This window comes from Paludibacter jiangxiensis (assembly GCF_001618385.1).
GTDB classification, from domain to species: Bacteria; Bacteroidota; Bacteroidia; order Bacteroidales; family Paludibacteraceae; genus Microbacter; species Microbacter jiangxiensis.
This window is the reverse complement of sequence record NZ_BDCR01000001.1, coordinates 829,862-856,829: the sequence shown is the minus strand read 5'-3', so window position 1 is coordinate 856,829 and position 26,968 is coordinate 829,862. Positions and strand designations below refer to the sequence as shown.

Genomic DNA, 26,968 nt, shown 5'->3' with positions numbered 1-26,968 from the left:
TTTGTATCAACTTAAATTAAAATCGCCTTATGAACATAAAATTCCGCCTGACGCTGATGAGTTTCCTCCAGTTTTTTATCTGGGGATCGTGGTTGATTTCTCTCGGTGGATACCTGGGTCGTAACCTCAACTTTGAAGGAGGCCAAATCGGATCGATTTTCGCAACCTTAGGCATAGCTTCGTTGGTGATGCCCGGAATCATTGGCATCATCGCCGACAAATGGGTCAATGCCGAACGCTTGCTGGGTATTTGCCACCTGTTCGGAGCCGGAGCGCTGTTTTACGCCTCTACCCTTACCGATTACGATCACATGTACTGGGCGATGCTGATAAACCTGTTCTTTTACATGCCCACCATTGCGCTGAATAACACGGTTGCTTACAACGCTCTGGAGCAATATAAATACGATATTGTCAAGGCTTTTCCACCGATTCGAACGTTCGGAACCATCGGTTTTATCGTTGCCATGTGGGTGGTCGACCTGTCGGGCTTCAAAAACTCCAACGCACAGCTCTACGTAGGTTCCATTGCTTCGCTCTTCATGGCCCTGTACTCCTTTACCCTGCCGGCTTGCCCTCCCGCCAAAACGGAGCATAAATCGCTGATGTCGGCACTGGGACTCGATGCTTTGGTGCTGTTCAAGACACGAAAGATGGCCGTTTTCTTTTTCTTTGCCATGCTTTTGGGGGCTGCGTTGCAAATCACCAATTCGTACGGCGACCTCTTTATCGGTAGTTTCAAATCCATTCCCGAATATGCCGAGTCGTTCGGCGTCAAACATTCGGTGATCCTGCTCTCGCTTTCGCAAATGTCTGAGACATTGTTTATTCTCACCATACCATTCTTCCTGAAACGTTTTGGAATCAAACAGGTGATGCTAATGAGCATGTTGGCCTGGGTGCTCCGTTTCGGATTTTTCGGTATCGGAAACCCCGGATCGGGACTGACACTACTCATCCTCTCCATGATCGTTTATGGCATGGCATTCGATTTCTTCAATATCTCTGGTTCGTTGTTTGTGGAAACCGAAGCAAAACCTGAAATCAGAGCCAGTGCACAGGGGTTGTTTATGATGATGACCAACGGTTTGGGTGCTATTATGGGAGGATATGCCAGTGGTGCAATCGTCGATTTGTACTCCAAATATGGGGAAGGCGGTGTGCTGATTAGTCGCGACTGGCCTACCATATGGTTTATATTTGCAGGCTATGCAATGGTCATTGCAGTTTTGTTTGCCCTGTTCTTCAAGTACAAACACAAAGCTAATTCGATCTAAAAAAGAGAACACACGTGAAACGTTTAGCAATAATTATCCTGCTTTGGGCGGAAATCGTTTGTTCGGTTTCCGCCTTTGCGCAAAATATCACCGGATCGTTCCGGTTTGCTCTGATCACCGACACACATCTCAAGCAAACCGATCTACGAAACGAAGCCACTTTGCGCCAAACGGTAAAAGATCTCAACAGCCAGAACAACCTGGATTTTGTGATCGTGGCGGGCGACGTGGCCGATAAAGGCGACCGTCCATCGCTACTGAAAGCCAAACAGTTGCTCGACAGCCTGAAAATACCTTACTACGCCATTCCGGGTAATCACGACACACGTCATTGTAAAACGATTACCGGTACTTTCGATTCGGTTTTCATACAACACCATTTTTTATTCAACCATAAAGGTTATTCATTCATTGGATTCAATACCGGGCAAGGAAATGGAAATAACCGGGGGCGTGTAAACCAGAATGAACTCAACTGGATCAACCGCCAGTTATCGAAAATCCCGTCGCATCATCCCATCATTGCCGTCACTCATTTTCCTATCGTCTCGGTTCAGGTGGACGATTCAGCCAAAATAATAAATACGCTATTGAAATACAATACCAAAGCTATACTGGGCGGTCACTATCACCGCAATGCCGTGTTCGACTATAACGGCGTTCCGGGCATTCTTACCCGTACACTGCAACAATCGTTGGCAGGCAAAAGCGGCTATTCGATATTTGAAATAGCCAACCAAATAAGAGTATACGAACGGAATCCCCTGACTTCTTCATCCTATCTCTGGCTTACATTGCCACTAAATAAAGAGAACGAAACAATTGCTGAATCAAATCCGTAACTTTTTTCTTAATTGATTCCCATTTCCTAACTTCTTATGAGTTAAATTGAACTGGAAATCAACCGCATTTAAATAGATTATTTCTACATCTTAAACTCGTTTCTCATTGCCATACCAATAAATTTGCCGAACTTTGCGCCGCAAAATATAACGCTATTTTAACCCTACATTTCTATGGCAATCTACAAACGCATATTGCTAAAAATCAGCGGTGAATCGCTGATGGGAGAAAAACAGTACGGCATCGACGAAACCCGCCTCGGCGAGTATGCTGCCCAAATTAAAGAAATTGCCGATATGGGCGTTCAAATCGGAATCGTTATCGGAGGTGGAAATATCTTCCGCGGTTTGAGCGGCGCTTCCAAAGGTTTCGACCGCGTAAAAGGCGATCAAATGGGCATGTTGGCTACCGTTATCAACAGCCTGGCGCTCAGCTCTGCTCTCGAATCACTGGGCATGAAGACGCGCGTACTGACGGCTATCCGCATGGAGCCGATCGGCGAATTCTACAGCAAAGCAAAAGCTATTGAAAGTATGGAACGCGGCGAAGTGGCCATCTTCTCGGCCGGCACCGGCAACCCATTCTTCACCACCGACACCGGTTCTTCACTTCGTGCCATCGAAATCGAAGCCGACGTGATGCTCAAAGGCACCCGCGTGGACGGCATCTACACCGCCGACCCCGAAAAAGATCCTACCGCCACCAAATTCGACGAAATTACATACGACGAAATCTACATCCGTGGCCTCAAGGTGATGGATCTGACCGCAACCACAATGTGCAAAGAAAATAAAATGCCGATCTATGTTTTTGACATGGACACCGTTGGCAACCTCAAAAAGGTGATGAGCGGCGAAAAAATCGGAACTTTAGTAAAACTATAATCAATGAAAGTCTTTTCAACCATTGCCGACCTGAAAGCTGAAATTGCAGCTCAAAAAGCAGCCGGCAAAACCATCGGACTGGTTCCCACCATGGGTGCCCTCCACGCAGGACACGCTTCGCTCGTGAAAAAATGTGCTGCAGAAAATGACGTAACCGTAGTTAGTGTTTTTGTAAACCCTACTCAGTTCAACGACAAAAACGATCTGAAAAACTACCCGCGTACACTCGAAAAAGATACTGAGTTGTTACAAAGCGTCGGATGTAACCTTATCTTTGCACCAAGCGAAGATGAAATTTATCCCGAACCTGATACCCGCGTATTCGATTTCGCACCGCTAGATAAGGTGATGGAAGGCAAGTATCGTCCGGGACATTTCAACGGAGTAGCTCAGATTGTGAGCAAGTTATTTGACATCGTGACACCCGACAAGGCCTATTTTGGAGAAAAAGACTTTCAGCAACTGGCCATTATCCGTGAGATGGTAAAACAACTTGGATTGCCACTCGAAATCATTGCCTGCCCCATTGTGCGTGAAGCCGACGGTCTGGCATTGAGTAGCAGAAATGCCCGTTTAACTGATAGTCAGCGAAAAAAAGCAGTAACTATATCGAAAGTTTTATTTGAAAGTCGTAATTTTGCACCCTCAAAATCGATTGCCGAACTCACCGACTGGGTAATTGACAACGTCAACAAAGAGAGTGAGTTGCGCGTCGAATATTTTGAGATTGTCGATGGCAATACCCTTCAGGCAGTATCGGATTGGAATCAAACCGATTATATCGTAGGATGTATCACCGTATTTTGCGGCGAAGTACGCCTCATCGACAATATCCGTTACAAGTAGTTTTATTTTATTGAATTAAGGCAAATTAATCACCTGTTGAAAGTTGTCGGTCGACAATAATCAACACCCACTAACCAATCATTTTCATGCAAATTGAAGTTTTAAAATCCAAGATCCACCGTGTCACTGTTACCGACGCGAATTTGAACTATATCGGCAGCATCACTCTTGACGAAGATTTAATGGATGCCGCCAATCTCATAGAGCACGAAAAAGTCAGCATTCTGAACAACAATAACGGTGCACGCTTCGAAACTTATATCATTAAGGGAGAACGCGGTTCGGGAACCGTATGCCTGAATGGTGCAGCTGCACGCCTGGTTCAACCGGGTGATATTGTGTTGGTTGTGTCATTTGCAACGATGGATTTCGAGGAAGCAAAAACCTGGAAGCCAACCATCATTTTTCCCGACACGGCAACCAATAAGCTGAAATAAGTTCCGGCATTTATTTGCCGTTTGCTGACAGAGCTCTCTGAGTCGCTTCTTTTGTTTTTTGATTTTATATCCAATAATCTTTATGAAGAAACAACTCATTATTTTTGGCTCTGTTTTCGGAGGATTTTTCTTGATCCTCCTTTTTTTGCCTATGGCTTTCAATGGCAAAGTAGACACTATTGTCAAATCCGAAACCAACAAAAAGCTTAATGCAACGTTCAATTACAGCAAGTTAAGCATCAGCTTACTGCGTAATTTTCCAAAGGCAACCATCGAGCTCGAGGATCTTTCCATCGTCGGTGTTGGTGAGTTTGCCAAAGATACTCTTGTCTCCGCCAAATCTTTTCAGGTGGTGGTCAACCTCCTGAGCCTTTTCGGAAACAGCGGTTACGAGGTTTCCAAAGTGGTGCTCGATCGCCCGGTAGTAAACGCCATTGTGGCCAAAGACGGCAAGGTGAACTGGGACATCATGAAACCCGACTCCACGGTTGCCAAAACCGATACTACTCCATCAAAATTTCATCTCAAGCTTAAAAAGCTGGCTATCGACGAAGGCCGGATTACCTATAACGACCGTAAAGCAGGACAATTGCTTACGCTCAACAAATTTTCGGGCACTCTCTCGGGCGATATGACGGCCGACGTTACCGACATTGAAACGCAGATGAAGGCCGAAAAAGTGAGCTTCACCATGGGAAATATCCCCTATCTGCGCGATGCCAACATCGAGTTGGAAGCCAACCTGAATGCCGATCTCAAGCATAGCAAATACACGCTCAAAAAGAATAAGATTAAGGTGAATGATCTCGAAGCCAGTTTGGACGGATGGGTTGCAATGCTACCGAAAGGCTATGGTATGGATATCAAGTTGTCAACTCCGGCACTTGCTTTCAAAAACATTCTTTCGCTGGTTCCTGCCATCTATGCCAACGATTTTAAATCTGTTCAGGCCGATGGTAAGGTTTCATTGGAAGGGTATGCAAAAGGCCAGTACAGCGATTCGGTGATGCCTTCGTTCAAAGTCGCACTGAATGTGATCAACGCCTGGTTCAAATACCCGAACCTCCCGAAATCAGTTACCAATATCAATCTGCAATTGATTGCTGAAAATCCGGGCAACCGGCTCGATCAGGTACAACTGCATGTGCCGAAATTCCATTTCGAAATGGGCGGAAACCCCTTCGATCTGAGTGGCAATTTTAGCAATCTACTCGGCAACACGGCATTTGCCATGAAAGCTGCCGGACGGCTCGATCTGGGTGGAATTAAGGACTTCTATCCGCTCGAAGCAGGAACGGGCCTCACAGGGCTTATTACAGCTAATTTGGCCGCCTCTGGTACTATGGGGCAAGTACAAAGCGGGCAATACGAAAACATTAATGCCAACGGGTTGTTGCAAATCAACAACATGAACTACAAAGGGAAAGATATGCCGGCAGTTCGTATTCCGCAGGCAAAATTGCAGTTCTCTCCCAAATATGCCGAACTGACAAATACACAGATAATTATTGGCAAAAGCGACATTTCAGCTGATGGAAAACTGGAAAACATGATTCCTTATGTGTTAAAAAATCAGACTATTAAAGGAACGCTGAATGTCTCTTCCAATAATCTGAACCTGAACGAACTGATGGCATCGTCAACCACAACTACAAGCAACAAATCAGTTCAGACAACAGCATTTGTAGTGCCTAAAAATATCGATTTTGTACTCAATGCCAAAGCAAAGAAGGTGGTTTACAATAAATTCGATATCAACAATCTGGCTGGTCAAATCATTGTGAAAGATGGTATTGCCTCTATGAAAAATGTGCAATTGGGAATATTCGATGGAACTATCACTACCAATGGCAGCTACAGTACTGTCGATCCTAAAAAACCGGCCGTCGATTTTGATCTGAACATTCAGACAGCTTCGTTTGCCAAAACATTCGTATCGCTCGACATGGTGCAGAAACTGGTTCCCATTTTTGAGAACGTAAAAGGAAACTATTCGGTGAAGATGTCGCTCAAATCATTGCTCGACGACAAAATGAATATCGACTATAACTCTTTATTGGCAAATGGTCTACTTCAGTCGAACAATGTTCAGGTTGGTGGCGTATCAGCTCTTAATTCGCTGGCAACTGCCCTTAAGAATGACAAACTCAAAAGCTTCTCGACAAAAGATTTGAAAATTCCGTTCACCATCGCCGAAAAAGCTGTGAATGTGAAGCCATTTGATGTCAAAATAGCTAATTACACCCTTAATTTGGGAGGAAAAACAGGTTTGGACAAAAGCATACTTTACAACGGAAAACTAACCTTGCCTCCGGGAACTCCCTCGCCTTTAGGAATCAATCTCAGCAACATTCCGTTCCAGATTCTGGGAACTTTCAGTAATCCGAAAATTAAATTAGGCACAGCCGAACTGGGTAAATCAATTGCCAATACAGCTTTGGGTACCGCTAAAAGTGCTGTAGCCCCGAAACTGGACGCAGCCAAAGCAGAAGCGCAGAAGAAAATGGATCAGATCAGGGCGGATGCCAAGGCCAAAGCAGATGCAATTTTACAGGCTGCACAAACCCAGGCCGACAACATCGTCAATCAGGCAAAAAACCCGTTTGCTAAAATTGCTGCTAAAAAACTTGCCGACGAAACCATGAAAAAGGCACAGCAAAAAGCAAACGACATCATTGCCAAAGGCGATGAAGAGGCTCTAAAACTACAAGTATCAAAATAATATTATGCTGAATTTCAGCATAATGATTAAAAAAGCAGAAAAGAAATCCAATTATAGAAATAATTTGTGGATAATTTTTTGGTTGTTGATAAAATTTCTGTACCTTTGCGCTCCCATTCTGTGAAAGAATAAACAATAAAAAATAGAATAAGATATGGCAAAGACTTGTCAAATTACCGGAAAAAAAGCAATGACAGGAAACAACGTTTCTCACTCGAAGCGTCGCACAAAACGCGTTTTTGATGTAAACCTGTTTACACGTAAGTTCTATTGGGTAGAACAAGATTGCTGGATTAGCCTGAAAGTATCGGCTGCCGGACTGCGCACGATTAACAAAATCGGTTTAAATGCTGCCATTAAGAAAGCAGCTGAAAAAGGGTATTTATACGTATAACCAAGAGGAGGCAGAGAAATGGCTAAGAAATCAAAAGAAAACAGAATCCAGGTGATTTTGGAATGTACCGAGCACAAAGAAAGCGGTATGCCGGGTACATCTCGCTATATCACAACCAAAAACCGTAAAAACACAACCGGTCGTTTGGAGTTGAAAAAATATAACCCTATTCTGAAAAGAGTAACGGTTCATAAAGAAATCAAATAATAACTATATACTATGGCAAAGAAAGCGGTTGCATCATTGCAAACAGGTGAAGGTCGTGCCTATGCTAAGGTGATTAAAATGGTTAAATCTCCTAAGACCGGTGCATATGTCTTCAAAGAAGAAATCGTTCACAACGATGAAGTAAAAGGATTTTTCGCTAAATAATTTAGCGCTACATTATAACTAAAAAGAGGTTGTTTCATACGAAGCAACCTCTTTTTGTTTTTTATTTACTTGATAATCATACTAGTAAATCAACCAGGCTCTGACAAATCTTACAGCTGACAGCAATAAAGGAATACTCATAAACAGATAGAAAAGAGATAAATACGGCAAAGCAATCAAATGGCTTGTCCGTAACCCTACCCCACCACTTATCATCACCACCATAATACCATACGAACGCAAGTTGAAAAACGAGAAAAGACAAGGACGTTCGATTTTCATTTTCCGGATGCGGTTAATGTGTTTATTTGAAATACGGAGAAACATACCCCTGAAAAACAATAGGCCTCCTATAAAAGAGAGGATTAATAACCAAGGCCAGCCAGAAACAGGCTCGAAATAAGCACAACTTCGCCACAACAACATGCCTCCGGCGAACAGCCACATGCAGGCTGCCGCCAGTAATAAATTGTGCCGAGATATACGGGGAGTTATTTTATGAATGAAATGTCTCATAGATTTTTGAATTAGGCTGCAAAAATACATCACGATTCGATTATTCCTGCTTTTTGTACCAACATTAGTAAAAAAATGTACCTTTGTGCAGTCAAATAAACGACATCTATTTTTTTAGTAACTTATTATCATTCAATACAATGTCAGTTAAAAAAACTATTGCAATCGTTGCAGGTGGAGAACAATCGGAAGTTGTCGTCTCCATTAAAAGCGCCAAAGGCATTTTTTCTTTCTTAGAAGATTCAGGTTACAACCGCTACATCGCAGTAATTGAAAAGGATAACTGGCATGTTTTGCTCGAAGACGATTCTACCTTACCCATTGACAAAAACGACTTCAGCTTTGTATTGAACGGGCAAAAAATTACTTTCGACTGCGCCTACATTACCATTCACGGTATTCCGGGCGAAGATGGCCGCTTGCAGGGTTATTTTGAAATGATCGGCATGCCTTATACTTCCTGCAACGTTCTGGCTTCTGCCATTACCTACAACAAATACGTTTGTAATACCTACCTGAAAAGTTTCGGAGTAAATGTGGCACCATCTATCCGTCTGAGAAAAGATGATGTAATTACAGCTGATCAGGTAGTTGAAAAAGTGGGGTTACCCTGTTTCGTGAAACCTAATCTTGGTGGCTCCAGCTTCGGCGTTACCAAAGTAAAAGCTGCCGAAGAGGTAGAACCGGCCATTGCAAAAGCTTTTGCGGAAGCGCAGGAGGTTATCATCGAAAGCTTTATGCAAGGAACGGAAATCACCAACGGAATTTTTTCTACCTCGAAACGTCAGGTGGTTCTTCCTATCACCGAAGTGGTTCCGGCCAACGAATTTTTCGATTTTGCCGCTAAATACAAAGGCGAATCGCAGGAAATTACACCTGCACGTCTTTCTGCTAAACTTACCTCTAAAGTACAGAAAACTACGTCATTTATTTATAACACATTGGGTTGTAATGGTATTGTACGTATCGATTACATTATCACCAAGGGCGATAGAATTAATTTGCTGGAAGTAAACACCACTCCGGGTATGACGCCGACCAGCTTCATTCCACAACAGATTCCTCATGCCGGCTTGGTTATCGGTGAAGTAATTTCAGAAATTATCGAAGATGCTATTGCCCGCAAAAAGGCTTAAAAGAAACTTTTCTATGACTTTTCAAATAAAATCACTCGATACGATCCGCGAAACTGCCCGTGAATTTATCAATAACATGGGCGAACGTACGGTCTTTGCCTTCTACGGTTCGATGGGAGCCGGTAAAACTACATTCGTCAAAGCTGTATGCGAAGAGCTGGGCGTGAAAGACGTCGTAAACAGCCCCACATTTGCCATTATCAACGAATATGAGGTGGAAGGTAAGGCTCCTATATTTCACTTCGATTTTTACCGTATAAACAAGCCAGAAGAGGCTTTCGACTTCGGTTATGAAGACTATTTCTACAGCGGAAGCATTTGTTTCATCGAATGGCCCGAAAAAATAGAGTCACTTTTGCCTGAAAATTGCGTAAAAGTAACCATCGAAGAGCAGGCTGATGGGAGCCGGAAAATTGAAGTGGAATAAAATTCAGGTAGAACTATTTGCTAATCATATATAACTGAAAAAGCGGCAAAGATGCCGCTTTTTTTAGTTATTGTTGTTTCAATTCATACGTTTTTCGGTATAAGAATTTTCCGAAATCTTCAGGTTTCTTATACTGTTTTTGCTCTTCCACAGTAATCGGTTCGCCAATGCGGAGGCGAATCTTCTTTCCTTTCTTATTATTCAATTCCGCAGGAATAAAAGCCGTTCTCAATATGGGATGAATCAATCCTATCAGTAAAAAACGCCAACTGTTATGTCCCTCAAAATAGACAGGAATAACAGGCACACCCGACTTCTGAATAAGCTTTACGGTAGGCAACTGCCATTCGCGGTCACCAATCCGAAACCATTTTACAATTTTAGAAACCTGTCCCGAAGGAAAGAAAAAAAGAGGATGGCCTTCGTTCAAATGATTCATAGCAACGCGCAAACCAGGCAGACTGGAGCGATTGCTGGTCGATTTTTCGAAGGGATTGACAGGAATAAAATGATGAGATATAGGTTCTACCTTACTCAGAAGAAAATTTGTAATTCCTTTTATGTCAGGACGAACACTGCTGATAACACGCACCAACGACATCCCGTCATATGTTCCGTAAGGATGATTGGAAACTGTTACAAACTTCTCGTTTTCGGTAAAATATTTCAGAGCTTCCGGGTTTTCAACAACCGTTTCCACGCCAAATAGTCTGTAAACTTCGTCAATAAACCCATTTCCGTCAGAAGAGTTATTTTTTGCTGCTTCATATACTCTGTGGACTTTTCCAAGTCCCAAAATATTATAAACCATTTTACCTAATGGTCTTCCTATCAGCGTTCTGAATACAGGAATCTGACTGCTAAACTCCTCAAAACTTATCACCCTTTTATCAACTTAAAGTTTAACCTGTTTTATTTTTCTTCGTCTACACCAAATGTAGATAGTTGGCGACGGAAAATTTCTTCAAGCGAAAGTTGAAAAGTTTCTGTGTTTGCAACGCCCGGAATGGTAGATATTTTATCGAGAATCAATCGTAATAAATGACGATTGTCTTTGGCATACATCTTTATAAACATCGCATATTTCCCGGTAGTGTAATGACACTCTACAATTTCAGGAATCTCTTTAATATGATCAACTACCGCCTGGAACTCAATATTGTTTTTCAACACAATGCCTATGTAAGCGCATGTTTGATAACCAACTTTGTATTGATCTATAACAAATTCCGAATTACGTATTACACCCTGGTTAACAAGTTTTTGTACCCTTTGGTGAATGGCAGCACCGGACACATTGCATTCTCTGGCTATTTCTAAGAAAGGTGTCCTTGCGTTTTGAGATATATAATGCAAAATTTTACGATCCAGTTTGTCTAATGTGTGTGCCATATAACAGTATTTAAATTTGATGCAAATATAGTGTTAATATTGAAAGTTAGCAAATTATGTCACTACATAAGTATCAAAATGAAGTTATTCACAATAGTTTTAGAACAGGTTGTTAGTAAAATTGTGGATAACTTGTGATTTCTTTTTCAAAACTAATTGAATTTTGCCCTTGCATTTTCACATAAATTTATTCTGTTATTCAATTTCGCTATAATATCAAATTCATTTTTCCATTTTTATACAATCATCATCAACCACTTTTTACACACAAAACATATGCAGAGGGATAAAAAACTTACTAACTTTGCAACTTATGAACAGGTTGTTGATAATCCTTTAAATGCTGCTTACAATTAAGCTTTTACAAAACTAATAAATTGTTCATTTCTCCAATATTATATTTGAAAAGGAAAAATCAAAGACTTTGCAAAAAAAGTTTTGAGCATTATCAACAATCAATAATCATCATCTTTCTAAGTTTTTAAATTGAAAAAAAATATGAATATAAAAGAATGTTGGTTGAAAAGTGGATTTGCCAATGAAGCTATTCCCGAAAATACAGATCTTGTAGCCGAAATAGCCCGTCTTAAAAAAGAAAAGAATGCTGTCATTATGGCTCACTACTACCAAACTGGTGATATACAAGATATTGCAGATGTTATTGGTGATAGCCTTGCTTTGGCTCAATGGGCAACCAAGGTTGAAGCTGATATTATTGTGATGTGTGGTGTTCATTTCATGGGTGAAACGGTTAAAATATTGAGTTCTGAAAAAAAGGTTTTAGTGCCTGATTTGAATGCCGGCTGTTCTCTGGCTGAAAGTTGTCCTGCCGATAAATTTGAAGAGTTTGTAAAGGCTCATCCCGATCATACGGTTATTTCGTATGTAAATACCACTGCTGCCGTCAAAACTTTGACGGATGTGGTTGTGACATCGAGTAACGCCCGTAAAATAGTAGATAGCTTTCCCAAAGATGCAAAATTAATCTTTGGTCCGGATCGTAATCTTGGAAATTATATCAACAGCGTGACAGGTCGTTCAATGCTCTTATGGGATGGAGCTTGTCATGTTCATGAACAATTTTCGTTGGAAAAAATTCTTTTGTTGAAAAAAGAACATCCGAATGCTTTGATTTTAGCACATCCTGAATGTCAGAGTGTTGTTTTGAAAGTGGCCGATGAAATAGGATCAACTCTTGCTTTATTGAATTTCACGAAAACATCGGATGCTAAAGAATTTATTGTGGCTACAGAAAGTGGAATTATCCACGAAATGAGAAAATACAGTCCTGATAAAACGTTTATTCCTGCTCCTCCTATCGATAGTACTTGTGGTTGTAACGATTGTAATTTTATGAAGCTCAATACAATGGAAAAAATTTACAATTGCCTCAAGTATGAATTTCCTGAAATTACTATTGAAGAATCGGTACGTGTGAAAGCTGAAAAACCAATCAGAAAAATGTTGGAATTGAGCTAATATTCTAATTTTTCAATAGTATGAAAACTATAATTATTACTTTTATTTCTGTTTTTGTTTTAGTTAATCAATTAGAAGCTCAGACTATTGAGACCAAATGGCTGCATTCAATTAACACTGGGTCAGGTACTTTTTTGAATAATTCCAGTAAATTTTTATCCAATTCAGATGCTTATATTGCAGTAGGTGTTCCCATATTTATTCTGACAAGTGGCTATTTGTCTAAGAATGAAGAAGAGGTAAAAAATGGCTGGTATATAGCTTCATCGTTGGTTGTTTCAAGTGCTTTTACAATGGCATTGAAATACAGCATAAATCGTTCTCGACCTTATAAAACGTATCCGGGTTATATTATTCCAAGTGGGACCGAAGGAAGTCCTTCTTTTCCATCAGGACACACTTCAATGGCATTTTCCATTGCTACTTCTTTGAGTATCAGTTATCCTAAATGGTATGTAATTGCTCCGTCCATGTTATGGGCAACTTCGGTAGGTTATTCCCGAATGAATCTCGGAGTGCATTATCCTTCGGATGTGGCTGCAGGAGCTATTTTAGGAGCCGGTAGTGCATGGTTAACCTATAAGGCAAACCAATGGCTCCATAAACCTATAGAACGCGTTACAAAGCGTTCTATGGAGTGGTTGCATTAAAACTGAAGTTCGTTGATTTTTAATTTGAGGTTTCCGGAGAGTTGGCCGCTTACAACGATAGCATTCGGCGTGATGGTTATTGCGTCGAAATTGTTTTTTACAAGTTTTCCGCTAAGATTTATTCCTTTAATCAATTCGTAATTTATCAGCATTTCGTTGCTTGTTTTCACAATATCGTTTATCTGATCTTTCATTGAAATAGTCAGATAAGGTTCTATCATTTTCAAAAATCTATTGTGCATCAGCCAATTGGCACTTTTTACCAAAACATTTTTCGTTTTCATATCAAAATCGAAATTGGTAACACTCAATGTTTGATTGACATTGTCGAAAGCCAGTTTTCCCACACAATAAACCGTTCCGTTGGCACTACCCACTACATGCGTTTCAACAACCAATAAATCATTGTGACCATAAAATTTAACCTTATCAATGGTTATGTGTTTGCTTCCCTGATTAAAAGTTCTGCCAACAATTTGTTTGGATGCAATGTCGGTTAATTCTTTGTAATCAAGATTGACGTTAAGTAAAAGATTAAATTCTGGCTTTATAGCTGAAACATATTGATAATCAGGTAAATTATTAACGCCATTATTTTTAATCTGGCTTCCTACCGAGGTCTCAATCTGAGCATTCATTCCAAGATTGAAATTTACATGAGATCCGTTGGCCACCATTGGAGTAGAAAGGATGCTTTTGGGTGTAACCTTCAACCAAACATCGTAGTTTTTATTTACCTGAATAGGCTTTTGAGCAACCGACCAGGTTTTAGTCATAATCTGACGGACATCCATATTTTTAGTAATGGCGGCATCAATAGACTTATTGATTTTTTGTTGTAAAGCCTTCAGAGTGAGGTTAGCAATCATTGTAACCGGCATTTCTATGCCTGCAACTTTTACAGTAGGTCTTTCAGTCCAGTTAAAATTATTAATCTTTGTGGAAGTAGTTATTTTCCAATCGTTTTGAAGCTGGTAAGTAGAACTTAAATTGATGGTAATTCCGCCGGTTGCCTGATAATATTGCTGGATTGTAGCACCGAGAATTGTTTTTTTGAATCCGGTTTCAACCCAAATTTTGAGAGGAATAGTGCAGTTTATTTTGTTTCCGGTAATGTTAAAATGAATATCCTGCTGTTTCCATACTTTCAGACGTAAGTTGTCATCAGACAGGTTGTTATCTTCATAAATAATATTTTTCAAATAGCCATTAATGCTTTTTTCGAGATCCTGAACATCAATATCGAGAGAAATACCGATGGTTGATGTTTTGTTTTCAATGGTAGGAGGAATATAATTTTCAGTCGGTTTATCAATTAACAGCTGAGAACTTCCACACGCTGAAAGAAATAGAATTAAAAAAAGAAAAAGATAACTATATTTCCTCATGACTATTTGATATTTAATTATTTAGTGATTTTATTATCCTCCCATTTGAAAAGTTTGTCGTTACGTCTTACTTTATCTTTAACGGCAATAGAGAAATAATCTCCCTTTTTGGCTTCATCTACCGGTTTTAGATCAACACGGATTTCGGACAATGTATCTTCGTAGCAACCCGTTGTGGGACCGGTTATGATGATTTCATCTCCTATTTTTACCGATTGTGTCTCTATCAGGCATTCGGCAACACCGATGTTGGCAAAATAGTTGGTCACCTTGCCTACGTAAATCTTTTTTTTGGTGGCTTCCGAACCATAGTTTTTACTCCATTCGCCCAAACGTTGTCCCAGATAGTATCCGTCCCAGAAACCACGGTTAAAGACTTTTTTCAACCGTTCGTCCCAGGCAGCAACTTTTTCATCGGTGAAACTATTGTCCAGATAAGCCTGAATAGCCTGTTTGTAACATTCCACAACCGTTCGCACATATTCGGCGCTGCGGGCACGTCCTTCTATTTTGAAAACACGCACACCCGAATCGATCATTTTGTTCAGGAAATGAATGGTTTTCAAATCTTTTGGCGACATAATGTACTGGTTTTCAATGTCCAGTTCAATGTTCGATTCTTTGTCTTTTACCGTATATCCACGACGACAAACCTGCATGCACGCACCCCGGTTGGCCGACGCATTCATTTCGTGGAGGCTCAGGTAACATTTGCCCGAAACAGCCATGCAAAGCGCTCCGTGACAGAACATTTCGATGCGTACCAGTTCTCCTTTTGTGCCGCAAATATTTTCTTCAACGATTTTTTCGTGGATAGCTTTCACCTGATCCATATTGAGTTCGCGGGCAAGTACCACCACATCGGCAAACTGAGCATAAAAACGCAAAGATTCTGCATTGGAAATATTCAACTGTGTGGAAAGATGCACTTCCACCCCTACCCGATTGGCATAAGTCATGGCTGCCACGTCGGATGCAATAATGGCCGAAACACCTGCTTCTTTGGCAGTGTCCACTATTTCGCGCATTAGTTGAAGATCTTCATCATACAGTATTGTATTGAGAGTCAGGTAACTTTTTACGTTGTTCTTTTGGCAGGTAGCTACAATCTCTTTGAGATCTTCGGTGGTAAAATTGTTGGATGAGCGCGAACGCATGTTCAGCTTTTCGATACCAAAATAGACGGCATCGGCTCCTCCCTGAATGGCTGCCGTGAGCGATTCCCATGAACCGGCCGGTGCCATTACTTCAAAATCAGATATATTTAAATTATTGTTGTTCACTGAATAATTATTATTATGTTGAAAATCAGATGATCATACCGCTTCCCAAACAAAGTTGAGCGTCGTTGTCGTAAATAACGCCAAATTGTCCCGAAGCAATGCCCTGAATTTTGTCATCAGAGTAAATGCGGTAGATATCGTTTATTTTAACCAGTTTCCCTTTGGTAAATTCGGGAGTGTGACGAATTTTGAAATTAATATCTTTTTCTCCTTCAAAATTACCCCACCAATCTTCGGTGATAAACTGGAATCCCTGCAAATTGATTACTTTACCATATTGTGTTTCAGGATCATAACCATTTGAAACGTAAACTATATTTTCTTCTACATTCTTTTTTACCACAAACCAAGGTCCCCCACCCAATCGCAAGCCTCTGCGCTGGCCGATGGTGTGAAACCAATATCCTTTGTGCGTGCCCAGAATTTTTCCGGTTTCCAGTTCAACAATTTTTCCCTCTTTTTCGCCAAGGTAACGACGAATGAAATCGTTGTAATTGATTTTACCCAAAAAGCAGATACCTTGGCTATCTTTACGTTCGGCACTTGGAAGTTTGGCATCTGCGGCAATTTGACGTACTTCGCTTTTTTGCAGGTGTCCGATAGGAAACATCAGTTTGCTAACTTGCAGGTAATCAATTTGTCCTAAAAAATAGGTCTGATCTTTCACATGATCGGCAGCAGTGGCAAGATAAGTTTTTCCATCAACTTCTGCGGTGCGGGCATAGTGTCCGGTGGCTGTTTTGTCGAACTCTTTACCCCAGTTTTGTTCAAAGCAACCAAACTTAATCAGCTTGTTGCACATCATGTCCGGGTTGGGTGTCAAGCCACGTTTAACGGCTTCAATAGTGTAACTTACAACGTTTTCCCAGTATTCCTCGTGAAGAGAAACTTCTTCGTATTTGCAGCCGTATTTTTTGGCTATGTATGTAGTAATTTCAATGTCTTCTTCTGACGGGCAATCGATGAATCCATCTTCTTCTTCCATTCCGATGCGAATGTAAAAAATAGTAGGATCATAACCCGATTCTTTGAGCAGATGTACCATCACGGAACTGTCCACTCCTCCTGAAACTAATGCGGCAATGTTCATTCTTTAATTCTAAAAATATTGTAATGTATTGAATATTAATAATTTGTTTTCTTTTTTGCTTCAAAGAAACGACGATGCAAAAATACTCAAAAAATGCGGTATGTCAGCTTTTTTTTACTGGTATACAATTTGTTGTATTAGAATTGTTTTGATGTATCTTTGTAACAAATAGAAAGTCAAAATTAATTCAGAAAAATAAATTATTAACGTATGAAAAAAGGATTGATTATTTTGGTGGCAGTTGTAGCTGTAATTGCCATATTTATTTTTTGGGGAGTGGGAAAATACAATGGCTTTGTATCTCAGGAAGAAGGTGTTAAAGCTCAGTGGTCTAATGTGGAAAACGTGTATCAGCGTCGTGCCGACCTGATTCCGAACCTGGTAGCAACCGTGAAAGGTTATGCCACACATGAAGAAAAAACCTTGACCGAAGTAATTGAAGCACGTGCGAAAGCAACTTCAGTAACTATTGATCCTACAAAGCTGAATGAAAGCAATATAGCTGCTTTTCAGAAGGCTCAGGACGGTCTTTCAGGCGCTTTGTCGCGTTTGATGGTAAGTGTGGAACAATATCCTAACCTGAAAGCTAATGAAAACTTCCTGGCTTTGCAATCGCAACTGGAAGGAACGGAAAACCGTATTGCGGTTGAACGTCGAAAATATAATGAAGCAGCTCAAGCGTTTAATGCTTCTATTCGTAAGTTTCCTGCTAACATAATTGCAGGTATGGGTAGCTTTGAACAAAAGGGTTATTTCAAAGCTTCTGAAGGCGCAGAAAAAGCACCTCAGGTTAAGTTCTAAGATATTTTTGACACATAAGTACATGTTTATTGTGCTTGTGTGTCATTTTTTTACCTATAAATCAATTAAATATGGATGTTACTGAATTTTTTTCTCTTCACGAGCAGGGAGAAATCATGGAAGCGATTGCCGAAGCTGAAAAAAATACATCCGGCGAAATACGTGTTCATCTCGAAAATTATTGCTTTGGCAATGCGTTGAAGCGTGCCACAAAAGTTTTTAAGAAGCTTGGAATGGCTAACACGGCACAGCACAATGGAGTGTTGTTTTATCTGGCTGTTAAAAGCAAAAAACTGGCAATTGTGGGCGATAGCGGGATACACGAACATGTAAAGCAACATTTTTGGGATGAACTGAAATCCAGTATGTTGGATATGTTTGCAGAAAATCATTACAAAGAGGGGTTGACATCAGGAATTCTTGCAACCGGTCAAAAATTGAAAGAGTATTTTCCTTACCAAAGTGATGATGTGAACGAATTGCCGGACGAAATTTCATTTGGAAAACATTGAATATGAGAACTATAAAATATATAGCAGTTTTATTGCTTTTGCTGTTGGGGCAAATGTCATTTGCTCAGGATTTTCCGAAACGTCCCGATCCGCCACGTTTGGTAAACGATTTGGCAAACCTTTTTTCTCCGGAACAAGCCAATGCTCTTGAAAGAAAATTAGTAGCCTACAATGATTCAACTTCCACACAAATTGCTGTTGTAACCATCAGTGATATAAAAGGATATGACATTACCGATTTTACGGATCGTTTGGCGATGGACTGGAAAGTGGGGCAAAAGGGTATCAACAACGGTTTGATGATTCTGATTGTTCCCAAACAGGCGAATGGTGAGCGTGGACATGTGCGTATTTCCGTCGGATATGGTTTGGAAGAGCACATCACCGACGCCATTTCGAGTAAAATTATCAACGATGTGATGATTCCTGAATTCCGCAATAATAATGTTTATGGTGGTGTAAATAAAGGAGTTGACGTTGTTATCGGGATCTGTTCCGGACAGTTCAAAGCCGATCAGATAAAGAAAAAGGATAAAAACTACTCATGGATATTCTTTCTGATTCCACTCTTTATTCTGTTTATAATCGGGTTTGTTCGTAGAAACCGTTATTCCAGCTACGGTTCAAATGGCTCCGGTGGTGGCGCACCTTTCATCTTTTTCCCCGGATTTGGCGGTGGCGGCGGTGATTTTGGAGGCAGCGGAGGCTCCGATTTTGGAGGTTTTGGTGGCTTTGGCGGCGGCGATTTCGGTGGCGGCGGTGCCAGCGGTAGCTGGTAAGCCTGAATTCCGATAAGTTATTTAGCACACGGAAAACACAGAGATAACAGAAGACAAAAGGTCACTATTTTGTGATTTGTAGATTATGAAATAGTTGAAGGTCTATCTGTATATTCAGTGTTTTCCGTGTGCTTTTTTTATGCTAAACCGGATATTTTCAAAAAATTGCGGAACAGTTGTTTGCCGGTAAACATGTATTCTTCGAAGAAGGAGCAAAAATCTTCCACACATTTCTCCTGATCGATGGCTTTCAGGTCATCTACTTCATCCATCCACTGCACAAACATTTCGCGGGTCAGTTCAAAATGGCACTGAATACCATAGGCTTTATCAGCAACTTTCACAATTTGATTACGGCAAAGTTTTCCGATTCCCAAAACAGTCATTGAATCAGTAGGTTCCACCGTTTCTCCGTGCAGTTGAAAAACAGGGAAATTGTCTCCAAGGTTTTCAAAAAGTGGATCGTTTTTACCTGCTTGGGTCAGTTCTATGCGGAACAGTTGTCCATCAGGTCCGCGAAAACCAGTCTCTTTTACGGGGCTTTTTACCACCTTTCCACCGGCCGATTTCACCAAAGTTTGCAATCCGAGACAGATTCCCAAATACGGAATTCCGGCTTTCAGTGCCTCCTGAATGCGGGCTATTTCGGCGGTCATCTTTTCTGTGGTGTCGTTGGCGCTGTCCGGACCGCCAAGCACGATCAAAGCACCGTAATCGAGTGGGGAAGGGAAGGGCATTCCTCCGGCAAGATCGATTTCATCGGCAGAAATGTTCATTTCGCGGAGTACCTCGTAAAGTAACCCGCCACCTTCGCTGCTTTCGTTTCTAACGATTAGTATTTTCTTCATATTGTTGATATTCAATTGTTTTTGTTGTAAAAATTTTCTACTTCAGCTATTTTTTCCTCTTTTTCGTCTTCGGGCAGGAAGCTGGCTGCAAACGAATTTTTGGCTAACAGGGTAATTTCTTCTTTGGAAAGCCCAAGAGCGTCGGTCATTACAATAAAATTTGCGTTGAGATAACCGCCAAAGTAGGCAGGATCGTCTGAGTTGACTGTCGCCATCATACCGAGCTCCAACATCTTTTTAAGAGGGTGTAAATCAGGCGATTTTACTACCTGTAATTTAAGGTTGGAGAGCGGACAAACCGTTAGCGCCAACTTTCTGTCGACAATCTCTTTGACCAGATTAGGATCCTCAAGTGAGCGGTTTCCGTGGTCGATACGGTCAATTTTCAAGGCATTCAAGGCTTCTTTCACATATTCGGCATTTCCTTCTTCACCGGCATGAGCAACGCCAAGAAAACCCTTTTCAGCGGCTTTTTCGAACACTTTTTGGAATTTTGAAGGCGGATTTCCCACTTCTGACGAGTCCAAACCGACTGCTGTAATCCATTCTTTGTATGGCAATGCCTGTTCAAGCGTTTTTAAGGCCGATTCTTCGCTTAAATGACGCAGAAAGCATAAGATAAGCTTTGAGGTGATTCCAAGTTTGTTTTCGCCGTCTAAAAGCGCTTTGTGAATGCCTGTGATTACTGTATTGAAAGCAATTCCTCGCTCTGTGTGTGTTTGGGGGTCGAAAAAGATTTCTGTATGAACGATATTTTCCTCTTTTGCTTTTAGAAGATACGCCATTGTCAGGTCATAAAAATCCTGTTCTTTTTGCAAAACGGCGGCTCCGGCATAATAGATGTCCAGAAAGTCCTGCAAATTACCGAATTGATAGGCCTTGCGCACTTCTTCTACCGATGAATAGGGGATTGCAACTTTATTTCGTTGGGCTATTGCAAACATCAGTTCCGGTTCGAACGTTCCTTCGATGTGAAGGTGGAGTTCTGCTTTCGGTATTTGACGGATGAAATCGTGGATGGACAGATTACTCATAATCAATTGTTTTTTTCAGATACAATTCGTTTCTGAATATTTATTGCCTGCAAAAATACGACAAATTGGCAAGTGATTGCAAATCGGATTTCTCATTAAATCTAAATGTTATATATTCTGTTTTTTATGATTTTTACCGAAAGAGAAATTAGCCGTATCTTTGTATCTCTTTTTATTTGAACTGAAATTGATTGTAATATGCAGATAGGCAACATTATATTTCCCGAATATCCTTTGTTTTTGGCTCCGATGGAGGACGTAACCGATCCGGCCTTCCGCCTGCTTTGTAAGCAGTTTGATGCTGATTTAGTGTATACTGAATTTATTTCGGCCGACGCGTTGATCCGGAATGTGAAGCGTACGGAACAGAAACTGACTATTTTTGAAGGCGAACGTCCGGTTGCCATTCAGCTCTATGGGCGTGAGCCCGAAGCAATGGCCGAAGCAGCTAAAATTGCCGAAACTGCCAATCCGGAAATCATTGACCTGAATTTCGGTTGTCCGGTAAAAAAAGTGGCCGGCAAAGGTGCCGGATCCGGTCTTTTGCGCGATATTCCGAAGTTAATTGCTATTACAAAGGAGGTTGTGAAGTCGGTGAACGTGCCTGTAACGGCAAAAACCCGTTTGGGCTGGGACGATAATTCAAAAATAATTGTCGATTTGGCCGAGCAATTGCAGGATTGTGGTATTCAGGCATTGGCTATTCACGGTCGTACGCGTGCTCAGATGTACACCGGTGATGCCGACTGGACGTTGATTGGCGAAGTGAAAAACAATCCCCGGATGAAGATTCCCATTATCGGTAACGGAGACGTTGTTTCACCTCAAAGAGCAAAGGAGTGTTTCGACAGATATGGCGTGGATGCTGTGATGATCGGTCGTGGATCAATCGGAAAACCCTGGATATTCAAAGAAATAAAACACTATTTGCAAACCGGCGAACTGCTTCCGTCAATGCCTGTATCCGAACAATTTGATATAGTTAAGAAGCAAATATTGAGCAGTATAGAATGGCTGGATGAGCGAAGAGGAATTGTTCACACCCGTCGTCATTTGGCAAATACGCCTCTTTTCAAAGGCATTCCGCACTTCAGAGACACCCGTATTGCCATGTTGCGTACCGACAATCTGACAGATCTTTTTGCTATACTGGATAACGTAAAATCGACTTATTTCGGGGATGCTGAGTAATTATTTCATCAGCATTCCCTGAGCATACATCCACAGCACGTAGCGCGAAAATTTACCGATAGTCATGGCAATTGCCGTGCCCAGAAAGTTGCACCGGAAATATCCGCAAGCAACTACGATTATGTCGCCAACTCCCGGAACGAAGGAAAAAAAAGCCAACCAGTCACCCCGGTTGTACATTCGTTTCTCAAATTTTTCTATCTTTTCTTTCTTGATTTTCAGGTACTTTTCTATCCATTCAATCTTTCCCATTCGTCCAATCCAGTAAGAAGTGATGCCTCCAAGTGTATTGCCAACTGTAGCCACGGCAACGCACGTCCACATATCCAATCCTGCATAGATTAGCGTGGCAAAAACCACTTCCGATCCGAGCGGAAGGACTGTGGCTGCCAGAAAGGCTGCCAGAAATAGGCCTATATAGCCCCATTCAGCGAAGTGTTCCACTAAGGCCAAGTATTAGCGTTACTATCTGGAATACAATCAAAATGGCAAATATGATAGTATTTTGTTTTGAAACGCGGGTGGAGAAGAAGATAGAAAAAATGAGACTACAAATCATTAAAAACGGGAGCAATAAATCACTGATATGTCCCATTTTCACCCAAAGTATGGTAAGTATCCCAAAGTAGAACCAAACCAATACTTGTAGATTTTTTCGTTCGGCAATGCTCGAACTGAAACGGTTTTGTAAACATCCGGTGATGGCAATACACGAAATGATAGTGAATATTCCCAAAAGTACGATCAATGCAATATTTGAGGTCCAGTATTCAAAATGGAAGATGATATTGCTCATGAAATAGTCTGTCTGACTATTCATTTTTCCAATGAAGAAACTGATTCCGAAAACCAATGCCGCAGGTGCCAGTAATCCGAGCATTGTGGAAAGAAATACCCGGATATTCATGTTATTTACAATGTGTAATGTGATGAATATGATAGGTATAAGGAATAAAAAATCGAAGCAATAAAAATAACCCAGCGACAGGAACATACCGGCATTAAAAGCTTCCCTGATTGGAATATTTTTATGGAAGGCGGAGAATATCTGCCATAAACACATTAGCAGCAATAATGCGGCAATGAGGGCATTTGTGAGATAATGAAAAAGAGGGTAAGACCCTGATAGTAGGATAAAAAACAAGAATGGAAGAAATGTGCGTTGCTGTAAGAAAGTATATGTTTCCAACAGACGGAATAAAAGATATGCTACACCCAGGCTCAATAGAAGTCCAAACCAGACAGAATATTGAGGCAACAGCGAAATATTGAAAAGATGGAGTAGGGGAGTGCTTTGGGCTGGTAGAATAAATTCTTTAATCCATAGCAATCCGGCTACAACAAAGGAAAGTGTAAAATTTACAATGTTCGGGTGTATCAATTCTTTAAAACGAACGCTCATAATCAGATAGTTAAAATGTAGGGCAAAGCCGTAACTTTGCCCTATCTGTTTCTTATTTCAATCCTTTGCTTTTCAAAAGTGCATCGGAAGTCGGCTCGTGGCCACGGAATTTTACGTAAAATTTCATTGGATCATCGCTGTTACCGCGTTCCAGTATGTTTTTGCGGAACGATGTTGCGGTGGCAGGATCAAAAATACCTTTTTCCTTGAATAACTCGAATGCATCTTTTTCGAATACCGATGCCCATTGATAGCTGTAATAACCGGCTGAATATCCGTCATTAAAGATATGTTTGAAGTATGTTGAACGGTAGCGGGGCAAAATTTCCGGAATTAATCCGATTTTGTCCATTTGTTCTTTTTCAAACTTGTCAACATCAATGCCGTCTACGCTGGTAAGTTCGTGCCATTTCATATCGAGAATAGAAGCTGCCACCAGTTCTGTCATTTCAAAACCCTGATTGAAATAGGTGGAATTCTGTATCTTTTTCATTAAAGATTCAGGCATCAACTCGCCTGTTTTATAATGAAATGCATACATTTTCATCACTTCCGGCTGGAAAGCAAAGTTTTCCATGAATTGAGAAGGACATTCTACAAAATCGCGGGGCACACTGGTTCCGCTGACACTGGGATATGTACATTGCGATAAAAGACCGTGTAAAGCATGTCCGAATTCGTGGAAGAGAGTTCCTACATCATCCATGCTTAAGAGCGATGGTGAAGTTGCTGTAGGTTTGGCAAGGTTACCAACATTTACGATAACAGGGCGCACCATTATCCCTTTTTCGATGTATTGATCGCGGATATTGTTCATCCAGGCACCTACAGTTTTACTTGCGCGGGGAAAGTAGTCAGTGTAAAGAATACCGATCAGTTTTCCATCTGCATCTGAAACTTTAAAAGCTTCAACATCAGGGTGATAAACAGGAACATTTTTGAGTTTTTCGAAATTGATGCCATATAAACGGTGAGCAACTTCAAACACGCCTTTGCGAACGTTCTCAAGTTTGAAATACGGTTTCAGTTCATCTTCGTTAAGGTCATATTTAGCTTTGCGTACTTTTTCTGCATAATACCACCAATCCCACATTGCCAGTTTGAAGCCTCCGTTTTCGCTATCGATAATCGACTGCATTTCTTTCACTTCGTCTTTTGCTTTGGCAACAGCCGGAGTCCAGATTGACTGAAGAAGCGCATCAACTCTTGCAGGAGTTTTAGCCATTGTATTGTCCAATATGTAATCAGCCGAAGTTTTGAATCCAAGCAAATTCGCCAGAGCGATGCGGTTTTTCATGATGTCCAGAATAACCTGCTTATTATCTGTGGCATTTCCGTAATCACCTCTCATCCAGTAACCTTTATACAGTTTTTCACGAAGATCGCGACGGGTACTGTAAGTCAGAAATGGAATCCAGCTTGTTTTTTGAGCAGTGAAAATCCATTTTCCGGGCAGATTAGCTGCTTTGGCATCTTCTGCGGCAGCTGCTTTTACGCTTTCAGGTAAGCCGGCAAGATCTTCTTCTTTATCAAGAACCATTTTGAAACTGTTTGTTTCAGCCAGAAGGTTATTTCCGAACTTTAATTGCAACATAGCCAGGTTTTTGTTGATTTCCCTTAGCTCTTTCTTTTGTTGGTCATTCAGTGCAGCCCCGTTGTGGATGAATTTTTTATATTGCTCTTCAATTACACGACGTTGTTCGGCTGTCAATCGAATTTGCGAACGATTTTTGTATAAAGTTTCAACGCGTTTGAATAGTTTTCCATTCAGCAGAATATTGTCAGAATGCTCTGTAAGCATGGGTGTTACTTTCTCAGCAATTGCCTGCATTTCAGCGCTGTGCATTGATTCTTCAAGGTTGAAAAATACCATGGAAACTTTTGTCAGGAGTTTGCCTGAATATTCCATTGCAGCCATTGTGTTGGCAAACGTTACCGGTGCAGGATTGTTGGCAATGGCATCTATTTCTTTTTGATGCTGTTTAATACCTTCTATGAAGGCAGGAAGGTAGTGTTCAGTTTTGATTTTATCGAACGGTGGAACACCGAATGCTGTTTTGTAAGGAGTGAAGAAAGGATTGTTTTCTCCTTTTAATACGCCGGATGTAAGCATAATAAGAGAAATTAATGTTAGAAATAATTTTTTCATCGGTTGCTTTGTTTATATCTGAAAATCAGTAAATTGGATTTATTGATAAGGAATAAATTTATCTAAAATATTGACTATTTGCAGCTTATCTTCTTCTATCTGTTTTCGTAATGTTTCAAGATCAGGAAATCTTTTTTCGTCTCTCACTTTTTTGATTATCTCAAGAGTGATATGTTCTCCATAAATATCCTGATCGAAATCTATAATATTTACTTCAATAGTAGCTCTCTGATTTTCAGGGATTAGGGTAGGACGAAGGCCAATGTTTAGCATACCTTTGTAGCGGTCATCATCAATTTGAACCCAGCAGGCATAAACGCCCAGTTGGGGTATCTTTTTTTCTGTATTTGATACGTGTATATTGGCTGTAGGAAATCCGATGGTTCTTCCAATCTGTTGACCGGCAACTACCTTACCATCAATCTTGTATGTGGAACCCATTAATTGATTGGCAATTGCAATATCCCCTTCGTCAATCAGGCGTCTTATTTCGGAAGAACTTATTTGTTTCCCTTTATAAGAAAACTCTTCGGCTTTTTGAACAAGCAACCCAACTTCGTGACCGTAAACCACATACTGCTCAAATCCATCGACACGGCCTTTACCGATTCTGTTATCGTAACCCGTCAGAAGCACTTTTACATGCAAGGTATCATGCAAAAGATTCTTGATAAATTCTTCAGCTGTTAAATTCTGAATGTCGGGAGTAAAATCGAGAAGAATGCAATAGTCAAGACCGGTTTGAGCCAGCAAAGCCATTTTTTCTTCACAGGTGGTCAGAAGTTCCGGAACGAAATCGCTGTGCAGCGCTTTACGGGGATGTTCGCGAAAAGTCAGTACTGCAGTTTTGAGTCCTTTTTCGGAAGCTACCTGTTTCAGGTTTTCAATTAAGAAACGGTGACCGCGGTGAACACCATCAAAAAAACCAACCGTGATGGCCAGTTGTTCTTCCGGAGCATTTTGTATGTTAGTTATTATTTGCACGTAGTAAAGTTTGGTTTGATAAACGGCGCAAAGTTACGAAATGGAAGTACAATAACAAATGGCGTTCATTATCTTTTATTGATTTGAATTTTCGATTCGATTATCCGAAGCTGAATTAAAAATGGTGCTTCA

General features: G+C 40.8%; 29 protein-coding genes. 17 read left to right on the top strand and 12 right to left on the bottom strand.

Translation table 11 applies throughout. From position 1 onward, the window contains the following. Positions 1–29: 29 nt before the first annotated feature. The 9 genes from PJIAN_RS03310 to PJIAN_RS14735 all read left to right on the top strand — a co-directional run bounded on the left by PJIAN_RS03310 (position 30) and on the right by PJIAN_RS14735 (position 7,775). The gene (locus PJIAN_RS03310; protein ID WP_068701977.1) at positions 30–1,277 is read left to right on the top strand and encodes a nucleoside permease; all 1,248 of its coding nucleotides are present in this window, start codon (positions 30–32) and stop codon (positions 1,275–1,277) included. 14 nt (positions 1,278–1,291) lie between these two features. Then, positions 1,292–2,119: a metallophosphoesterase family protein gene (locus PJIAN_RS03305; RefSeq protein ID WP_068701975.1), complete on the top strand. Its 828-nt coding sequence runs from the start codon at positions 1,292–1,294 to the stop codon at positions 2,117–2,119. Between the two features lie 174 nt (positions 2,120–2,293). Then, on the top strand, positions 2,294–3,004 hold the full coding sequence (pyrH, locus tag PJIAN_RS03300) for a UMP kinase (RefSeq protein WP_068701973.1): 711 nt from the start codon (positions 2,294–2,296) through the stop codon (positions 3,002–3,004). 3 nt (positions 3,005–3,007) lie between these two features. After that, positions 3,008–3,850, top strand: coding sequence for a pantoate--beta-alanine ligase (gene panC / locus PJIAN_RS03295; protein ID WP_068701971.1), 843 nt, complete (start codon positions 3,008–3,010; stop codon positions 3,848–3,850). 86 nt (positions 3,851–3,936) lie between these two features. Further along, complete coding sequence (gene panD, locus PJIAN_RS03290; RefSeq protein ID WP_068701969.1) at positions 3,937–4,287, top strand: aspartate 1-decarboxylase; 351 nt, start codon at positions 3,937–3,939, stop codon at positions 4,285–4,287. 82 nt (positions 4,288–4,369) lie between these two features. After that, positions 4,370–7,009 carry an AsmA family protein gene (locus PJIAN_RS03285; RefSeq protein WP_068701968.1) on the top strand — a complete coding sequence of 880 codons (2,640 nt, stop codon included), beginning with the start codon at positions 4,370–4,372 and terminating at the stop codon, positions 7,007–7,009. 154 nt (positions 7,010–7,163) lie between these two features. Beyond that, positions 7,164–7,403 carry a 50S ribosomal protein L28 gene (rpmB, locus tag PJIAN_RS03280; RefSeq protein ID WP_068701966.1) on the top strand — a complete coding sequence of 80 codons (240 nt, stop codon included), beginning with the start codon at positions 7,164–7,166 and terminating at the stop codon, positions 7,401–7,403. 18 nt (positions 7,404–7,421) lie between these two features. Then, a complete protein-coding gene (gene rpmG, locus PJIAN_RS03275; RefSeq protein WP_068701964.1) occupies positions 7,422–7,610 on the top strand; it encodes a 50S ribosomal protein L33 in 189 nt (62 codons plus the stop codon). Positions 7,611–7,622: 12 nt separating this feature from the next. Beyond that, positions 7,623–7,775: a DUF4295 domain-containing protein gene (locus PJIAN_RS14735; RefSeq protein WP_084252236.1), complete on the top strand. Its 153-nt coding sequence runs from the start codon at positions 7,623–7,625 to the stop codon at positions 7,773–7,775. Positions 7,776–7,856: 81 nt separating this feature from the next. Here the strand turns inward: PJIAN_RS14735 and PJIAN_RS03270 are convergent, their stop codons facing one another. Further along, positions 7,857–8,291: a hypothetical protein gene (locus PJIAN_RS03270; protein WP_153802471.1), complete on the bottom strand. Its 435-nt coding sequence runs from the start codon at positions 8,289–8,291 to the stop codon at positions 7,857–7,859. A gap of 140 nt (positions 8,292–8,431) precedes the next feature. On the opposite strand from PJIAN_RS03270, the gene PJIAN_RS03265 reads away from it, so the two are divergent. Continuing rightward, on the top strand, positions 8,432–9,427 hold the full coding sequence (locus PJIAN_RS03265; protein WP_068701960.1) for a D-alanine--D-alanine ligase: 996 nt from the start codon (positions 8,432–8,434) through the stop codon (positions 9,425–9,427). 13 nt (positions 9,428–9,440) lie between these two features. Further along, positions 9,441–9,854, top strand: a complete 414-nt coding sequence (gene tsaE / locus PJIAN_RS03260) for a tRNA (adenosine(37)-N6)-threonylcarbamoyltransferase complex ATPase subunit type 1 TsaE (protein ID WP_068701958.1) — start codon at positions 9,441–9,443, stop codon at positions 9,852–9,854. A gap of 67 nt (positions 9,855–9,921) precedes the next feature. Here tsaE and PJIAN_RS03255 read toward each other — a convergent pair whose 3' ends face one another. Then, a complete protein-coding gene (locus PJIAN_RS03255; RefSeq protein WP_153802470.1) occupies positions 9,922–10,737 on the bottom strand; it encodes a lysophospholipid acyltransferase family protein in 816 nt (271 codons plus the stop codon). Between the two features lie 29 nt (positions 10,738–10,766). Then, entirely contained in the window at positions 10,767–11,246 is a 480-nt protein-coding gene (locus PJIAN_RS03250) for an Lrp/AsnC family transcriptional regulator (protein ID WP_068701954.1), read from the bottom strand. 498 nt (positions 11,247–11,744) lie between these two features. On the opposite strand from PJIAN_RS03250, the gene nadA reads away from it, so the two are divergent. Both nadA and PJIAN_RS15035 read left to right on the top strand, forming a co-directional pair. Next, positions 11,745–12,725, top strand: coding sequence for a quinolinate synthase NadA (gene nadA, locus PJIAN_RS03240; RefSeq protein ID WP_068701950.1), 981 nt, complete (start codon positions 11,745–11,747; stop codon positions 12,723–12,725). Positions 12,726–12,745: 20 nt separating this feature from the next. Further along, the gene (locus PJIAN_RS15035; protein ID WP_068701948.1) at positions 12,746–13,375 is read left to right on the top strand and encodes a phosphatase PAP2 family protein; all 630 of its coding nucleotides are present in this window, start codon (positions 12,746–12,748) and stop codon (positions 13,373–13,375) included. Here PJIAN_RS15035 and PJIAN_RS03230 read toward each other — a convergent pair. The 3 genes from PJIAN_RS03230 to mnmA all read right to left on the bottom strand — a co-directional run bounded on the left by PJIAN_RS03230 (position 13,372) and on the right by mnmA (position 17,136). Continuing rightward, positions 13,372–14,763 carry a DUF4403 family protein gene (locus PJIAN_RS03230; RefSeq protein ID WP_068701946.1) on the bottom strand — a complete coding sequence of 464 codons (1,392 nt, stop codon included), beginning with the start codon at positions 14,761–14,763 and terminating at the stop codon, positions 13,372–13,374. The two genes, PJIAN_RS15035 and PJIAN_RS03230, sit on opposite strands and share 4 nt — an antisense overlap. Positions 14,764–14,780: 17 nt before the next feature. After that, entirely contained in the window at positions 14,781–16,007 is a 1,227-nt protein-coding gene (locus PJIAN_RS03225; RefSeq protein ID WP_068701944.1) for a peptidase U32 family protein, read from the bottom strand. 64 nt (positions 16,008–16,071) lie between these two features. Further along, positions 16,072–17,136, bottom strand: a complete 1,065-nt coding sequence (mnmA, locus tag PJIAN_RS03220; protein ID WP_068701942.1) for a tRNA 2-thiouridine(34) synthase MnmA — start codon at positions 17,134–17,136, stop codon at positions 16,072–16,074. Between the two features lie 210 nt (positions 17,137–17,346). Here mnmA and PJIAN_RS03215 point away from each other — a divergent pair, with 210 nt between their 5' ends. The 3 genes from PJIAN_RS03215 to PJIAN_RS03205 all read left to right on the top strand — a co-directional run bounded on the left by PJIAN_RS03215 (position 17,347) and on the right by PJIAN_RS03205 (position 19,228). After that, a complete protein-coding gene (locus PJIAN_RS03215) occupies positions 17,347–17,937 on the top strand; it encodes a LemA family protein (protein ID WP_068701940.1) in 591 nt (196 codons plus the stop codon). Between the two features lie 71 nt (positions 17,938–18,008). After that, positions 18,009–18,449 (top strand): TPM domain-containing protein, encoded by a 441-nt coding sequence (locus PJIAN_RS03210; protein ID WP_068701938.1) that lies wholly within the window; start codon positions 18,009–18,011, stop codon positions 18,447–18,449. Positions 18,450–18,451: 2 nt separating this feature from the next. After that, positions 18,452–19,228 carry a TPM domain-containing protein gene (locus tag PJIAN_RS03205; RefSeq protein ID WP_084252235.1) on the top strand — a complete coding sequence of 259 codons (777 nt, stop codon included), beginning with the start codon at positions 18,452–18,454 and terminating at the stop codon, positions 19,226–19,228. 137 nt (positions 19,229–19,365) lie between these two features. Here PJIAN_RS03205 and PJIAN_RS03200 read toward each other — a convergent pair whose 3' ends face one another. Together PJIAN_RS03200 and PJIAN_RS03195 are read right to left on the bottom strand one after the other, a co-directional pair. Next, the gene (locus PJIAN_RS03200; protein WP_068702717.1) at positions 19,366–20,076 is read right to left on the bottom strand and encodes a type 1 glutamine amidotransferase; all 711 of its coding nucleotides are present in this window, start codon (positions 20,074–20,076) and stop codon (positions 19,366–19,368) included. An 11-nt stretch (positions 20,077–20,087) separates the two neighbouring features. Continuing rightward, positions 20,088–21,110, bottom strand: a complete 1,023-nt coding sequence (locus PJIAN_RS03195) for an adenosine deaminase (protein WP_201787337.1) — start codon at positions 21,108–21,110, stop codon at positions 20,088–20,090. Positions 21,111–21,308: 198 nt separating this feature from the next. Between PJIAN_RS03195 and dusB the strand changes: the two genes are divergently transcribed. Next, positions 21,309–22,301: a tRNA dihydrouridine synthase DusB gene (dusB, locus tag PJIAN_RS03190; RefSeq protein WP_068701936.1), complete on the top strand. Its 993-nt coding sequence runs from the start codon at positions 21,309–21,311 to the stop codon at positions 22,299–22,301. On the opposite strand, the gene PJIAN_RS03185 is transcribed toward dusB, so the two are convergent. From PJIAN_RS03185 to PJIAN_RS03170, 4 genes are read right to left on the bottom strand one after another with little or no spacing between them, the layout of a single operon-like run. Beyond that, the gene (locus PJIAN_RS03185; protein ID WP_068701934.1) at positions 22,302–22,745 is read right to left on the bottom strand and encodes a YqaA family protein; all 444 of its coding nucleotides are present in this window, start codon (positions 22,743–22,745) and stop codon (positions 22,302–22,304) included. After that, on the bottom strand, positions 22,729–23,703 hold the full coding sequence (locus tag PJIAN_RS03180) for a DUF6427 family protein (RefSeq protein WP_068701932.1): 975 nt from the start codon (positions 23,701–23,703) through the stop codon (positions 22,729–22,731). Before PJIAN_RS03180 ends, PJIAN_RS03185 begins: the two co-directional genes overlap by 17 nt. 52 nt (positions 23,704–23,755) lie before the next feature. After that, positions 23,756–25,852 carry a M3 family metallopeptidase gene (locus PJIAN_RS03175; RefSeq protein WP_068701930.1) on the bottom strand — a complete coding sequence of 699 codons (2,097 nt, stop codon included), beginning with the start codon at positions 25,850–25,852 and terminating at the stop codon, positions 23,756–23,758. A 39-nt stretch (positions 25,853–25,891) separates the two neighbouring features. Further along, positions 25,892–26,836: a bifunctional riboflavin kinase/FAD synthetase gene (locus PJIAN_RS03170; RefSeq protein WP_068701928.1), complete on the bottom strand. Its 945-nt coding sequence runs from the start codon at positions 26,834–26,836 to the stop codon at positions 25,892–25,894. Between the last annotated feature and the right edge of the window lie 132 nt (positions 26,837–26,968).

Coding starts and splice junctions, on each gene's coding strand:
- PJIAN_RS03210 (WP_068701938.1), top strand. CDS start 18,009: ATGGATGTTACTGAATTTTTTTCTCTTCACGAGCAGGGAGAAATCATG.
- PJIAN_RS03265 (WP_068701960.1), top strand. CDS start 8,432: ATGTCAGTTAAAAAAACTATTGCAATCGTTGCAGGTGGAGAACAATCG.
- PJIAN_RS03250 (WP_068701954.1), bottom strand. CDS start 11,246: ATGGCACACACATTAGACAAACTGGATCGTAAAATTTTGCATTATATA.
- PJIAN_RS03225 (WP_068701944.1), bottom strand. CDS start 16,007: ATGGCACCGGCCGGTTCATGGGAATCGCTCACGGCAGCCATTCAGGGA.
- pyrH (WP_068701973.1), top strand. CDS start 2,294: ATGGCAATCTACAAACGCATATTGCTAAAAATCAGCGGTGAATCGCTG.
- dusB (WP_068701936.1), top strand. CDS start 21,309: ATGCAGATAGGCAACATTATATTTCCCGAATATCCTTTGTTTTTGGCT.
- PJIAN_RS03180 (WP_068701932.1), bottom strand. CDS start 23,703: ATGAGCGTTCGTTTTAAAGAATTGATACACCCGAACATTGTAAATTTT.
- panC (WP_068701971.1), top strand. CDS start 3,008: ATGAAAGTCTTTTCAACCATTGCCGACCTGAAAGCTGAAATTGCAGCT.
- PJIAN_RS03205 (WP_084252235.1), top strand. CDS start 18,452: ATGAGAACTATAAAATATATAGCAGTTTTATTGCTTTTGCTGTTGGGG.
- PJIAN_RS03175 (WP_068701930.1), bottom strand. CDS start 25,852: ATGAAAAAATTATTTCTAACATTAATTTCTCTTATTATGCTTACATCC.
- PJIAN_RS14735 (WP_084252236.1), top strand. CDS start 7,623: ATGGCAAAGAAAGCGGTTGCATCATTGCAAACAGGTGAAGGTCGTGCC.
- PJIAN_RS03200 (WP_068702717.1), bottom strand. CDS start 20,076: ATGAAGAAAATACTAATCGTTAGAAACGAAAGCAGCGAAGGTGGCGGG.
- mnmA (WP_068701942.1), bottom strand. CDS start 17,136: ATGAACATTGCCGCATTAGTTTCAGGAGGAGTGGACAGTTCCGTGATG.
- PJIAN_RS03310 (WP_068701977.1), top strand. CDS start 30: ATGAACATAAAATTCCGCCTGACGCTGATGAGTTTCCTCCAGTTTTTT.
- PJIAN_RS03215 (WP_068701940.1), top strand. CDS start 17,347: ATGAAAAAAGGATTGATTATTTTGGTGGCAGTTGTAGCTGTAATTGCC.
- PJIAN_RS15035 (WP_068701948.1), top strand. CDS start 12,746: ATGAAAACTATAATTATTACTTTTATTTCTGTTTTTGTTTTAGTTAAT.
- PJIAN_RS03230 (WP_068701946.1), bottom strand. CDS start 14,763: ATGAGGAAATATAGTTATCTTTTTCTTTTTTTAATTCTATTTCTTTCA.
- rpmG (WP_068701964.1), top strand. CDS start 7,422: ATGGCTAAGAAATCAAAAGAAAACAGAATCCAGGTGATTTTGGAATGT.
- panD (WP_068701969.1), top strand. CDS start 3,937: ATGCAAATTGAAGTTTTAAAATCCAAGATCCACCGTGTCACTGTTACC.
- PJIAN_RS03270 (WP_153802471.1), bottom strand. CDS start 8,291: ATGAGACATTTCATTCATAAAATAACTCCCCGTATATCTCGGCACAAT.
- PJIAN_RS03285 (WP_068701968.1), top strand. CDS start 4,370: ATGAAGAAACAACTCATTATTTTTGGCTCTGTTTTCGGAGGATTTTTC.
- PJIAN_RS03195 (WP_201787337.1), bottom strand. CDS start 21,110: ATGAGTAATCTGTCCATCCACGATTTCATCCGTCAAATACCGAAAGCA.
- nadA (WP_068701950.1), top strand. CDS start 11,745: ATGAATATAAAAGAATGTTGGTTGAAAAGTGGATTTGCCAATGAAGCT.
- rpmB (WP_068701966.1), top strand. CDS start 7,164: ATGGCAAAGACTTGTCAAATTACCGGAAAAAAAGCAATGACAGGAAAC.
- tsaE (WP_068701958.1), top strand. CDS start 9,441: ATGACTTTTCAAATAAAATCACTCGATACGATCCGCGAAACTGCCCGT.